Annotated in this window: 11 protein-coding genes; 6 read left to right on the forward strand and 5 right to left on the reverse strand. The window is 34.6% G+C overall.

Translation table 11 applies throughout. The features are described from left to right. From BM296_RS18435 to BM296_RS18445, 3 genes are all read left to right on the forward strand, one after another. The gene (locus BM296_RS18435) at positions 1 to 2403 is read left to right on the forward strand and encodes a glycoside hydrolase family 31 protein (RefSeq protein WP_091905515.1); all 2403 of its coding nucleotides are present in this window, start codon (positions 1 to 3) and stop codon (positions 2401 to 2403) included. 36 nt (positions 2404 to 2439) lie between these two features. Beyond that, positions 2440 to 3249 (forward strand): M48 family metallopeptidase, encoded by an 810-nt coding sequence (locus BM296_RS18440; RefSeq protein ID WP_027067748.1) that lies wholly within the window; start codon positions 2440 to 2442, stop codon positions 3247 to 3249. Positions 3250 to 3310: 61 nt separating this feature from the next. Next, the gene (locus BM296_RS18445) at positions 3311 to 4651 is read left to right on the forward strand and encodes an MFS transporter (protein WP_091905517.1); all 1341 of its coding nucleotides are present in this window, start codon (positions 3311 to 3313) and stop codon (positions 4649 to 4651) included. A gap of 45 nt (positions 4652 to 4696) precedes the next feature. On the opposite strand, the gene BM296_RS18450 is transcribed toward BM296_RS18445, so the two are convergent. Genes BM296_RS18450 through BM296_RS18465 form a run of 4 tightly spaced genes read right to left on the reverse strand, consistent with a single transcriptional unit; the run spans position 4697 to position 7639 of the window. Further along, on the reverse strand, positions 4697 to 5422 hold the full coding sequence (locus BM296_RS18450) for a head GIN domain-containing protein (protein ID WP_091905601.1): 726 nt from the start codon (positions 5420 to 5422) through the stop codon (positions 4697 to 4699). Positions 5423 to 5449: 27 nt separating this feature from the next. Continuing rightward, on the reverse strand, positions 5450 to 6541 hold the full coding sequence (locus BM296_RS18455; RefSeq protein WP_091905603.1) for a DUF4097 family beta strand repeat-containing protein: 1092 nt from the start codon (positions 6539 to 6541) through the stop codon (positions 5450 to 5452). After that, complete coding sequence (locus BM296_RS18460) at positions 6522 to 7085, reverse strand: hypothetical protein (protein WP_091905519.1); 564 nt, start codon at positions 7083 to 7085, stop codon at positions 6522 to 6524. The genes BM296_RS18455 and BM296_RS18460 overlap by 20 nt, the downstream gene beginning before the upstream one ends. Then, positions 7085 to 7639 (reverse strand): RNA polymerase sigma factor, encoded by a 555-nt coding sequence (locus BM296_RS18465; protein ID WP_091905522.1) that lies wholly within the window; start codon positions 7637 to 7639, stop codon positions 7085 to 7087. Before BM296_RS18465 ends, BM296_RS18460 begins: the two co-directional genes overlap by 1 nt. A 263-nt stretch (positions 7640 to 7902) precedes the next feature. Between BM296_RS18465 and lon the strand changes: the two genes are divergently transcribed. Both lon and cmk read left to right on the forward strand, forming a co-directional pair. Next, positions 7903 to 10353, forward strand: a complete 2451-nt coding sequence (gene lon / locus BM296_RS18470) for an endopeptidase La (protein ID WP_091905525.1) — start codon at positions 7903 to 7905, stop codon at positions 10351 to 10353. A gap of 28 nt (positions 10354 to 10381) precedes the next feature. Continuing rightward, positions 10382 to 11077 (forward strand): (d)CMP kinase, encoded by a 696-nt coding sequence (gene cmk / locus BM296_RS18475; RefSeq protein ID WP_091905528.1) that lies wholly within the window; start codon positions 10382 to 10384, stop codon positions 11075 to 11077. Between the two features lie 49 nt (positions 11078 to 11126). Here the strand turns inward: cmk and BM296_RS18480 are convergent, their stop codons facing one another. After that, entirely contained in the window at positions 11127 to 11507 is a 381-nt protein-coding gene (locus tag BM296_RS18480; RefSeq protein WP_027067740.1) for a LysM peptidoglycan-binding domain-containing protein, read from the reverse strand. 262 nt (positions 11508 to 11769) lie between these two features. Here BM296_RS18480 and rpsA point away from each other — a divergent pair, with 262 nt between their 5' ends. Further along, on the forward strand, positions 11770 to 13605 hold the full coding sequence (gene rpsA / locus BM296_RS18485; protein ID WP_027067739.1) for a 30S ribosomal protein S1: 1836 nt from the start codon (positions 11770 to 11772) through the stop codon (positions 13603 to 13605). Positions 13606 to 13628: the final 23 nt, after the last annotated feature.

Genomic DNA, 13628 nt, shown 5'->3' on the forward strand with positions numbered 1-13628 from the left:
ATGATTACAAATACAGAGCTTGAATATAAAGGTAATTTATATCCAAACCACATCGTTGAATTTTCACAAGACTCAGATAAAATATACTTCACGACAGACAACGGTGTTGTCTTACAAATAACAATTTTAAGGGGTAGTATAATACGTTTTAGATACGCTACCAATTATAACTTTGAGCCAGATTTTTCTTATGGTATAGACCCAGACGCCACTATGGGTTATAGTAAGTTAGAGGTAGTGGAGAATGATACGGAATATATAATATCTACTGCAAGGCTAAATATACTGGTAGATAAAAAAACATTACGTACTCAAATTTCAGATTTAGAAGGTACTATTATAAATGAAGATGAACTAGGTTTTCACTGGGAAGAAAACTACGAGTATGGTGGTAATACTGTAAAGCTTAGTAAAATAACGCAATCTGGAGAAAGTTTTTACGGCATGGGAGATAAAGCCATGCATAGTAATTTAAAAGGAAAAAGAGTAGAAAATTGGGTGACCGATCAATTTGCTTTTGCTAAAGAGCAAGACCCATTATATAAAGCAATTCCGTTTTACGTAGGCTTAAATAAAGGTAAAGCTTACGGTATTTATTTTGATAACAGTTTTAGAACTGGTTTTGATTTTTCACAAGAACGTAGAAACATAACTAATTTTTGGGCAGACGGTGGCGAGATGAATTATTATTTCATTTTTGGTCCAGATATGTCAAAAGTGGTAAGCTCTTATTCTAGTCTTACCGGTACTCCAGAATTGCCTCCAATGTGGGCATTAGGTTTTCATCAGTCTAAATGGAGCTATTATCCAGAAAGTAATGTAAAAGAAATAGCTAGTGATTTTAGAAAACATCGAATTCCGTGTGATGCCATTTATTTGGATATAGATTACATGGATGGGTTTAGATGTTTTACATGGGATAAGAACCATTTTCCAGATCCTAAAAGGATGATAAGCGAATTGGAAGAAGATGGCTTTAAAACCGTAGTAATGATTGATCCAGGTATAAAAGTGGATCGAGATTATTGGATTTATAATGAAGCTTTAGAGAACGATTATTTTTGTAAAAGGGGAGATGGACCGTTAATGCATGGTAAGGTGTGGCCTGGAGAATGTAATTTTCCTGATTTTACCAACCCTGCAGTCAGAGAATGGTGGGCAGAATTATATAAAGAATTTATGTCTGACCTAGGTGTACATGCCGTCTGGAATGATATGAACGAACCAGCGGTAATGGAGGTACCTACAAAAACAGCCCCTTTAGATACAAGACATAATTATGATGGTCACCCTTGTACGCATAGAAAAGCGCACAATGTATATGGAATGCAAATGGTTAGGGCTACTTATGAAGGGGTCAAAAAATATGTATATCCTAAAAGACCATTCGTAATAACAAGAGCTGCATTTGCAGGAACACAAAGATATTCTTCTACGTGGACAGGAGATAATGTGGCTACATGGGAACATTTGTGGATAGCCAACGTACAGGTACAACGCATGTGCTTAAGTGGCTATTCTTTTGTGGGGTCTGATATTGGTGGATTTGCAGAACAACCAGATGGCGAACTATTTGCTAGATGGGTACAATTAGGAATATTCCATCCATTTTGTAGGGTACATTCAAGTGGAGATCATGGTGATCAAGAACCATGGTCGTTCGGTTCTGAAATTACTGATATCGTAAGAAAATATGTGGAACTACGGTATCAATTATTACCTTACTTATATACTATGTTCTATAAGTACACGAAAGAGAACATTCCAATGGTGCAGTCTTTAGTGTTTTTTGACCAAGAAGATAGTCAGACGCATTTTAGAACAGATGAGTTCATTTTTGGTGAAAAAATATTGGTGTGTCCAATACAAGAGCCCAACGCGCAAGGTCGTAGAATGTATATACCACGTGGAGACTGGTATGATTTTTGGACTAACGAACATGTAACAGGAGGCAAAGAAAAATGGGTGGCTGCAGAGATAGACATGCTTCCGATTTTTGTAAAAGCTGGAGCTATAATTCCTAAATATCCTGTTCAGCAATATGTAGGGGAAAAGAAAATTGAAGAATTAGTTTTAGAAGTATATTATAAAGAAGGTACAGAAGCTTCTGAGGTATATGAAGATGCAAATAATGGTTATGATTACAAAAAGGGTAGGTATTCTTTAAGTAATTATAAATTGACGGGTAAAGAGAATTCCCTGACCATTCAGTTGTTTAAAGACGGTACTTTTGATACTGAATATGAGATGGTAAGGTTAAGTTTTCATGGTTTGCCTTTTGAGATTGTGAATGTTATGGTTGATAATGAGGAAATCTCAATAGAGAGTTTATCTGTAAATAATAGTGATGATTTACGAATAAACAAAAACTTTACTTTATTGCATTTATCAGGAAAACAATAACTTTGTAGCTTATACCATTAACTTTAAAATAAGGACATGAAAAAATTATTATTAATAGTACTAGTCTTTATAGGCGTTTCAGCCTGTAAAGTAAACCCTTTTACAGGGCAGAAAACTTTGAACTTTTATCCAAACAGTCAAGTGTTTCCATCTGCATTCGCACAATATGATCAGTTTTTAACTGAAAATAAAGTAGTAACAGGTACAAGCGATGCTCAAATGATTACAAGGGTAGGGCAACGTATTTCTTCTGCGGCAGAGCGTTGGTTAACTGCAAATGGTTACCCAGGTTACTTAAAAGATTATTCTTGGGAATACAATTTAGTAAACGATGAGACTGTAAATGCTTGGTGTATGCCAGGTGGTAAAATTGTATTTTATACAGGAATATTACCTATTACCCAAACTGAAACAGGTGTTGCGGTAGTTATGGGGCACGAAGTTGCACATGCTTTAGCAGACCATGGAGCACAACGTATGAGTGCTGGTACTTTACAACAAGTAGGAGCTGTTGCCGGTAATGTAGCAATTAAAAATCAACAAACTTTAGGCTTATTTAATCAGGCTTATGGTGTGGGTACACAGTATTTAGGTATGTTACCTTTTAGTAGAGGTCACGAAACTGAAGCAGATAGAATTGGATTACAAATTATGGCCATTGCAGGTTACGATCCTTACGAAGCAGCAGAATTGTGGAAACGCATGAAGGCAAACAGCGGGGGCCAAGCACCACCAGAATTTATGAGTACGCACCCTTCTAATGATACAAGAATTAATAATCTAACAGCTTGGGCACCAGATGCCGCGGCAGAAGCAGCTAAATTTGGAGTGACTAAATTCCAATAAAACGTTAAGGATTATTGTATATTGAAGCCGTTCAGAAATGAACGGCTTTTATTTTTTATATATGGGAGAAACATTAGATCTAAAAGGGAGTAAAAAATTATTGAATGCATGGGCCTTTTATGATTGGGCTAATTCGGTTTATACATTAACTATAGCATCTTCAATTTTTCCTATCTATTATTCTACACTATTCTCGACTAAAGATGAATTGGTTACTGCATTTGGTTTTGATATGAAGCAGACCGTTCTCATTTCAATAGTTACTGCTTTCACCTTTCTTGTTGTAGCATTTTTGTCGCCTGTATTATCTGGTATAGCAGATTATGTTGGCAATAAGAAAATGTTCATGAAGTTTTTTTGCTATACAGGTAGTTTGGGTTGTATTGGGTTGTATTGGTTTGATCTAGAGCATATTCATCTTAGTCTGTTGTTCTATTTTATGGGATTAATAGGGTATTGGGGGAGTCTAGTTTTTTACAATTCGTATTTGCCAGATATTGCGTTTGAAGATCAACAAGATAGTATTAGCGCAAAAGGATTTTCATTAGGTTATTTTGGGAGTGTTCTATTGTTGTTATTGAATTTGGCCATGGTCATGAAACCAGAGTTGTTTGGGTTTGATATTGGTGAAACTGAAGATTCACTAAACTTGGCTAAGGTAGAAGCGATGAGAATATCATTCATAACAGTCGGATTATGGTGGTTGATTTTTAGTCAATATACATTTTGGGTGCTGCCAAAGGGAGTAGGTAAAGGGCACAAAATAACTAAAGATATTGTGTTTAATGGGTTAAAGGAACTTAAAGTTGTCTGGGGTCAATTGAAAGAAAATGAAAGACTAAAACGTTATCTAAACGCTTTTTTTGTGTTTAGTATGGCTGTCCAAACAATTATGCTAGTCGCAGTATATTTCGGAGAAAAAGAAATTGCATGGGTTTCTGCAAGTGAAAAGACTACAGGTTTAATTATTAGTGTATTGGTTATACAATTGGTAGCCATAATTGGTGCTGTTATTACCTCCAAAGCATCAGAAAAATATGGTAATATTAAAACGCTAATAGTTGTAAATGCTATTTGGATGCTATTATGTGTTTATGCTTACTTTATGGTAACACCTATTCAGTTTTATATTGCAGCCGGTTTTGTCGGTTTGGTAATGGGAGGTGTACAATCTTTAGGGAGATCAACATATTCAAAATTTTTACCGGAAACAGAAGATACTACATCGTATTTTAGTTTTTATGATGTAGCTGAAAAAATAGGTATTGTTATAGGTATGGCACTCTTTGCTATAATAGATCAAGTAAGCAATATGAGATATGCCATTCTATTTTTGTTCGTATTCTTTTTAGGCGGTATTATATTGCTATTTAGGGTTAATGAAACAAAAAAGCCCCTTTAAAAGAGGCTTAATTGAATTGATTGTTCGCTATTTTGATTTTATACTTTACCCTTTAGAGATATCTCCTGAACCAGAGGTTTTTGTATTTACTTTTTCAGGATTGCCTCTATAAGAGATGTCACCCGATCCAGATACACGCGCTTTTATAGATTTATTTGCAGTTACTTGTATGTCTGCAGATCCAGAAACGGTTGCCTCAACATTATCAGCCTCAAGGCCATATGCTTCAATATCCCCACTACCTGATATAGTTGCTTCAAAATCAGTAGTGTTACCGCTAAGGGTAATATCCCCTGAACCTGACATTGTAGCTGATATAGAGTTAGTGTCGATATCTAACGTAATATCACCAGAACCAGACATTGCCGTACTGAATTTGTCTGTTTTAATTTTTGTTTTACCAACAATATCTCCGGAACCTGACATGGCCACAGAACTTATAGATTCTATCGGCACTGTAATATGAATTCCAGACTTCCAGTTACTAGATTTAAGATTGACACCTTTTTCCGTTTTAATAACCAATTTGCCATCTTTAACTTCGGTAATGATATATTCTAATAGATTCTCTTCACCTTCTAGCGTAATCTCACCTTCACTACCTGCAACTAAATCTATATCAAACCAGCCAGAAACCGCTACACCGTCGTAATCTCCGGTGCTTCTTTCTATGGTTACATTATTTCCATTTCCTTTAATTGTTTTTCCCCATTGGGCAGAACAAGATAAGGATAGTAGACCTGCACATACTAATACACTTAATTTTCTCATGATTTTCATATTTAATTGATTGATTGATTATTTTTTGGTAAAACTGATTCCGCCATAGTCACTTGATAGCGTTATTTTATTTCCACTTCCTTTAGACCCATAAAAACCTTCATAGTGTTTGTCCGAAGATTTTTCTGTACTGATGTTTATGGTAAAGTCATCTTTTCCACTAACTCCTGCATAACTGGTCGAAATATCGAAATCGAAATGGTATTCACTATGATATCCAATTTTGATTCCGGTATAGTCAGTTCTAATATTTACATCGCCAGCATCAGCGGCAAGTTCTTCTATTCTTATAGATCCATAGTCGGCAACAATAGAAACATCACCATGTACGGTACCTAATTTTACAGTAATATAATCGCCGTTACCATCAATACTCTTTAATTCGTCAATATCCATATTGCCGTAATCACTCGTATACTCTAGGTTATCCATAATGCCAATACTAGCGTTGGTATAGTCTGCATTAATAGCAAGATTTCCTGCTTTTTCTATGGTGAAACCAGAGTAGTCAGCTCTTATTTCTCCACTATTGATATACCCAATTGTAGACTTAGAAGTATAATCGAAGTTTAAACGGTTGTTTCGACCTCTAAGTTCACCCAACTCAAGTCTACCATAGTCACAATTAATTCTAGCATGACCGTCAATTCTATCAAGAATAATGTTGCCATAATCATTACTAAGATCAACATTGTTTTTTACAGGAACTTTTATGGTGTAGTTGATCTGCATGTTAACATTGTTGTTGTTTCCCCAGCTCCATCCCCAGCCATTACTACTTTTATTGAAAATAGTTTCTGCAGAAACACGTTCGCTACTGGCTTCAAAATCAATTGAAATTTCATCTAGTTTTTTCTGAACCTTTTCTTCGTTATTACCATTGGTTTTAATATGAACTTCGATAACGACCCTATTCTCGTTCCAAGAAGTAATATTTAAATTACCGTATGAGTTGTTGATTTTTAGCAATGCATTAGCATTGACATTAAATTCTTTTTTAATGGTCTTTTCTCTAGTATGCTTGCCATCAAAATCAGTATCGTTGGCATTGGCTACAGTGGTAAATGCTAATAATAATAGCCAGGTATATTTATATAGTATAGTTTTCATCATTCGATTTTTTAATTGATTTAATATTTTCAATTTGTATCATTACCTCGTTTAAAAGGTCTATTCTGGTTTGGAAATTGGTAATCATAGCACTTAATATAAGTTTACTATTACCACCGTTTAAAAGATCCTGTTCCATTTTGGTGTAATTCAATTGAAGCTTTTTCAATTGGGTCATGGTGTCATTAATTATTTTTTCTGTTTCTGGTGATTTTTCAGAATTCAGTTCGTTGATTTGCTCTTCGATTAAATTGGCGAAATAAAATTGGGTCTTAGAAGCTTCAGGTGAAATTTCGGCAACCTTATCATCAATGCTACTAGCAGTATTAAGTTGAAATATGCCTACAGATAATAAAATAGCGATTGATGCGGCAACAGATAAAAATAGTAACCAAGAATTATTTTTCTTTGGTGTAAGTTTTGTTGCTCCTTTAGATTCATTTAATTTTTCTAAAAAACGTTGCTGGTGCCCATTTTTGGGTTCCGCATAATCTATAGTATCCTGTAGCTTGTTAAAAAGCTCGTCAATAGTATCTTTCTTCATTAGACTGCGAGTATTAATTTCTTTCTTAAACTTTCTTTAGCTCGTGAAACAGTAGTTCTGCAATTGGCATAACTAATGTTCATGATTTCGCTGATTTCATCATAATCAAACCCTTCAATTAGATGTAAGGTCAAAGAAATTCTGTAATTGTCTTTTAAATCTTTCATGGTTTCCATCACTTTTTGAGCCTTTAGTTCTGTAAACACATGGTCAGATGCAATTCCGTCATTATCTTCGACCTTGTACAATACTTCATCTAAAGCAACTTCATTCTTTTTTTGTTGCTTTCTATATTGATGTATGCTGTTGTTAATAACAATGCGTTTTAACCAGGATCCAAAAGTTACTTCACCTTTAAAAGTATGCAGTTTCGTAAATGCGCTTAAAAACGATTCTTGCATAATGTCTTCTGCTTGGGCAGTGTCCTTTACGATTCTGATTGATGTGTTGAACATAGCCTTGTAATACCTGTTATACACTTCTAGCTGTGCACTCTGTTTACCGGCCATGCACAATTGCACTAGCTCATCAATATGTTCTCTTTGTTGGCTCAAAAAGTGATTGGTTTTATTGAAAGATGATTCAATTTACGGTTTGTTACAGTTTGTTAGAATTAATATGATTTTATTCTTTATTTCTATTCTGTTTAATTTTTAAAATGATTCTTTTCACTTGGCACAAGAATTGAAATACATAGGTGCAAATGAAGGTGTTAAAAGCTATAATAGCTTAGTTTTCATTGCATTTACGGCATTTATGTATAATTTATAAAAATAAAATTCTGTTGGTTTAATGACAGAATGACCGATATATGAGTATGGGAGATTCTAAATTTTCAAATTTTGACAACATGTCCTTACAGGGAATCGATCAAGATTCTGAGCTTATACCACTATTGACCCCAGAAGATGAGGAACAAATGAATAGTGAAACGCTACCAGAAACCTTACCGATTTTGCCTTTAAGAAATACAGTTCTTTTTCCTGGTGTAGTAATACCTATTACTGCAGGAAGGGATAAGAGTATTCGTTTAATAAAAGATGCCAATAATGGTTCTAAAGTAATTGGCGTAGTATCTCAAAAAAACGAGGAAACTGAAAATCCTGATGTACAGGATATTAATACTTTGGGTACAGTCGCAAAAATTTTGCGTGTTCTACAAATGCCAGATGGTAATACAACTGTAATCATTCAAGGTAAAAAACGTTTTGAGGTTGCAGAGGTGTTAACTAAAAAGCCTTATTTAACAGCTACAGTAAGGGAGACTAAAGAGATAAGACCTGAAAAGAACGATAAAGAGTTCATGGCTATTATTGAGTCGATCAAAGAATTGGCGCTGAAAATAATTAGGGATAACCCTAATATTCCTAGTGAGGCTTCATTTGCTATTAAAAACATTCAAAGCGATTCATTCCTTATAAACTTTGTTTCTTCTAATCTAAATTTAGATGTAAAAGCAAAACAAGATTTACTAGAAATAGGAAGCTTGCAAGAAAGAGCATTGGCAACATTGAAATATATGAATGTTGAAATGCAGAAATTAGAGCTTAAGAATGATATTCAGTCTAAGGTTAGAAATGACCTGGACCAGCAGCAAAGAGAGTACTTTCTGCATCAGCAAATGAAAACCATTCAAGAAGAATTAGGTGGGGTTTCTTATGATGAGGAATTAGAGGAGATGAAAGTCAAATCTAAAAAGAAGAAATGGGGCAAGAAGGTAAGAGAGCATTTTGAGAAAGAACTATCAAAAATGAAGCGGATGAATCCGCAAGTGGCTGAATATTCGATCCAAAGAAACTATCTAGATTTATTATTGGATTTACCTTGGAAATCGTATTCAAAAGATAAATTCGATTTAAAACGAGCACAAAGAATTCTAGATCGTGATCATTCTGGTTTAGAAGATGTTAAGAAGAGAATCATTGAGTATTTAGCGGTATTAAAGTTGCGAAACGATATGAAATCTCCAATTTTATGCTTGTACGGACCACCGGGTGTTGGCAAAACTTCATTGGGAAAATCTATTGCAGAAGCATTAGGTAGAGAGTACGTTAGAATGTCATTAGGTGGTTTACGTGATGAAGCTGAAATTAGAGGGCATAGAAAAACCTATATTGGTGCTATGCCAGGTAGAATAATTCAAAGTCTTAAAAAGGCAGGTACATCAAATCCGGTTTTTATACTAGATGAGATAGATAAATTATCGAATAGTAATCAAGGTGATCCATCTTCTGCAATGTTAGAAGTGTTAGATCCTGAGCAGAATAGCGATTTTCACGATAATTTTTTAGAGTTAGGTTATGACCTTTCTAAAGTGATGTTCGTTGCTACAGCCAATAATTTAGGTAGTATACAGCCAGCATTGAGAGATCGTATGGAGATTATTCATGTAAGTGGATATACCATTGAGGAAAAGGTAGAAATAGCTAAAAAGCATTTATTGCCAAAACAATTGACTGAGCATGGTTTAGATACTAGCCACTTAAAAATTGGCAAACCACAATTAGAAAAAATTGTGGAGGGTTATACCCGTGAATCTGGAGTTCGTTCTTTAGAGAAGCAAATTGCTAAAATGGTACGTTATGCAGCTAAATCTATTGCTACAGAGGAAGAATATGATAAAAAGGTAAGCAACGAAGATATTATTGAAATTTTGGGAGCACCCAAAATGGAGCGAGACAAATATGAAAACAATGAGGTTGCAGGTGTTGTAACTGGTCTTGCGTGGACAAGTGTAGGTGGTGATATTCTATTTATAGAATCGATACTTTCAAAAGGTAAAGGAACTATGAGTATTACCGGTAATCTTGGTAAGGTGATGAAAGAGTCGGCTACTATTGCAATGGAATACATAAAGTCTAATGCAGAAAGGTTTAATATTAATCCTACTGTATTTGAAAATTACAATGTACATATTCACGTGCCAGAAGGAGCAACGCCAAAAGATGGGCCAAGTGCCGGTATAACCATGTTGACATCATTGGTTTCTTTATTTACTCAGAAACGTATTAAAAAGAGCTTGGCTATGACAGGTGAAATTACGTTACGTGGAAAGGTATTACCTGTAGGTGGAATCAAAGAGAAGATTCTAGCTGCTAAAAGAGCCCGTATAAAGGAAATTATTCTTTGTGCCGACAATGAGCGCGATATTAAGGAGATTAAAGAATCATACTTAAAAGGACTTACTTTTCATTATGTAAAAGAAATGTCTGAGGTTATAGATATTGCAATTACAGATGTTAAAGTAAAAAACGCCAAGGAGTTATAAATTCTCTTTTCTTTATATTTATGTTAGAATGAAAAAAATAACAATAGCAATTGACGGTTTCTCTTCTACAGGCAAGAGCACTTTAGCTAAACAATTAGCTAAGAAGTTACATTATATATATGTAGATACAGGTGCAATGTACCGCGCCGTAACCTTGTTTGCTATGAGGTCCGGGTTTATAGAGGAAGATAAAATTGATGAAGATTCATTGATTAAAACTTTAGATGATATAGACTTAAAATTTGTTTTTAATTCAAATTTAGGTTTTGCCGAAATGTATTTGAATGGCGAAAATGTAGAGAAGGAAATAAGAACAATGTCCGTGTCTAAAAATGTGAGTCAGATTTCTGTTATAGCAGCTGTGCGAGAGAAATTGGTAGCTATGCAACAAGCAATGGGTGTTGATAAAGGTATTGTTATGGATGGCAGGGATATTGGCACAGTGGTATTCCCAGATGCTGAACTTAAAATTTTTATGACAGCATCACCAGAGAAACGTGCGGTAAGGAGATATAAAGAATTATTGGATAGAGGAGAGGATATTGTTTATGCAGATATTCTGGAGAATGTTCAAAAACGAGATCATATTGATAGTAATCGTGCAATATCACCTTTAAAAAGAGCTGAAGACGCTATAGAGTTTGATAATAGTGATTTAGGTTTAGAAGATCAATTTCAAAGAATGTATGAACATTCCCTTCGAGTTATAGAAAGTCAAGCATAAAAAAAGAGGTTAGCATTGCTAACCTCTTTTTTAATATATATTATATATACTAGTTGTTTGGAATAACCAATACTTGATCTGGATGAATAACATCTGGGTTTTTCAAAACACCAGTGTTAGCTTCAAATATAGCTTTGTACTTCATAGGATCACCATAGTAATGCTTAGCTATCTTACTTAAAGACTCACCACCCTTAACAACGTGTCTGTGATATACAGATTCATCTTCAACGGTAATATTAGCTTTTATATCAGAAGGACTTTCGCCACCTATTTGCTTAATTTTATCCCACATTAGGTCTTTTTCATAAGGAGTTTTTGCTTGTCCTTTTATTTTAAGAACATCACCTTCAACAGTAACGTTACCGTCCTTTATACCTAATTGCTCACCTAAGTCTAAAAGACCTTGATACTTCGCTTTAACACTCATAATTATAATTTTTAATGGTTAATTTTATGCTTCTAAGTTACGCATATTTATAATATTTTATTCCAAAATCGTGCCATAATCGATAAATGAATGAAACATAATTAGTTGAGTTGTCTAATTTAAATAAAATGATTATTTTTGCACACCTTTTTCGCAAGGAAGTCAAGAGAGAAGGGATTAGATAAACAAATAATTATAACAACTTTCATAGTCGTTGCCTAAGTCTTGATAAGGTTATGAAATACAAATTATTAATCAGCAAATGGCTGAAGAAAAAACAAACGCAGAGGTAGAAGCTACTACTGAAGCAACACAACAAGCTGTTGAAACTCCACAGCAAGATCCACAAGAATTTTTAGAAAACTTTAATTGGGAAAAATACGAGCAAGGAATTGAGCGTGTTGATGATTCTAAATTAAAGGAATTTGAAAGTTTAGTAGCCGAAAATTTCGTTGATACTGCCGATGAGGAAGTAGTTGAGGGAACGGTAGTTTATATCACAGATAGAGAAGCTATTATTGATATCAATGCAAAATCTGAAGGTGTAATTTCGTTAAACGAATTTCGTTACAACCCAGGTTTAAAAGTTGGTGACAAAGTAGAGGTATTGATCGATATTCGTGAGGATAAAAGTGGTCAATTAGTATTATCTCACAGAAAGGCGAGAACTATTATGGCTTGGGACCGTGTAAATGCGGCTCATGACAAAGAAGAAATCGTTAGTGGTTTTGTTAAATGCAGAACTAAAGGTGGTATGATCGTTGACGTATTTGGTATTGAAGCTTTCTTACCAGGTTCTCAAATTGATGTTAAGCCTATTCGTGATTATGATCAGTATGTTAACAAAACAATGGAATTCAAGGTTGTAAAGATCAACCACGAATTTAAAAACGTTGTTGTTTCTCATAAAGCTCTTATTGAAGCTGATATTGAAGAACAGAAGAAAGAAATCATTAGCCAACTTGAAAAAGGACAAGTATTAGAAGGTGTTGTTAAAAACATTACTTCTTACGGTGTCTTTATTGATCTTGGTGGTGTTGATGGTTTAGTTCACATTACTGACCTTTCTTGGAGCAGAATCAACCACCCGAACGAGGTTGTTGAATTGGATCAGAAATTAAATGTTGTAATTCTTGATTTTGATGAAAACAAATCTAGAATACAATTAGGTCTTAAGCAATTAGAGAAGCATCCTTGGGAAGCTTTATCTGATGAAATTAAGATTGGTGATAAAGTAAAAGGTAAAGTAGTTGTTATAGCTGATTATGGCGCATTCATCGAAGTTGTTGAAGGTGTTGAAGGTCTTATCCACGTTTCTGAAATGTCTTGGTCTACGCACTTGCGTTCTGCACAGGATTTCGTAAATGTTGGTGATGAGGTTGAAGCGGTTGTATTGACATTGGATCGTGAAGATCGTAAAATGTCTCTTGGTATCAAGCAATTGACTCCAGACCCTTGGACTGATATTACAACTAAATATCCTGTAGCTTCTAAACATAAAGGTATTGTAAGAAACTTTACAAACTTTGGTGTTTTTGTTGAGCTAGAAGAAGGTATTGACGGTTTAATTTACATCTCTGATCTTTCTTGGACTAAGAAAATCAAGCATCCATCTGAGTTTACTAACGTAGGCGATACTTTAGAAGTTGAAGTATTAGAATTAGATGTTGAAGGTCGTAAGTTAAGTTTAGGTCATAAACAAACTACTGAAAACCCTTGGGATAAATATGAAACTGAATTCGCTTTGGGTACGGTTCATACGGCAACCATTTCTGATGTAGTTGATAAAGGTGCAACAATTGAATTTAACGAAGATATTACTGCATTCATTCCTCAACGTCATTTAGAGAAAGAAGATGGTAAGAAACTAGGTAAAGGCGATGAAGCTGAATTCAAGATTATTGAGTTCAATAAAGACTTCAAGCGTGTTGTAGCTAGTCATACTGCTATTTTCCGTGAAGAAGAACAACGTAATGTTAAGGCAGCTGTCAAAAGACAAGCGGCTAGCGCAGATGAAGCTAAGCCTACTTTAGGTGATGCTAACGATGCACTACAAGCGTTGAAAGATAAGATGGAAGCTGATTCTAAGAAGAAGTAATTTCTTATTATAGATCCTGATAA

The sequence above is a fragment of the Maribacter stanieri genome, from assembly GCF_900112245.1.
Classification (GTDB): domain Bacteria; phylum Bacteroidota; class Bacteroidia; order Flavobacteriales; family Flavobacteriaceae; genus Maribacter; species Maribacter stanieri.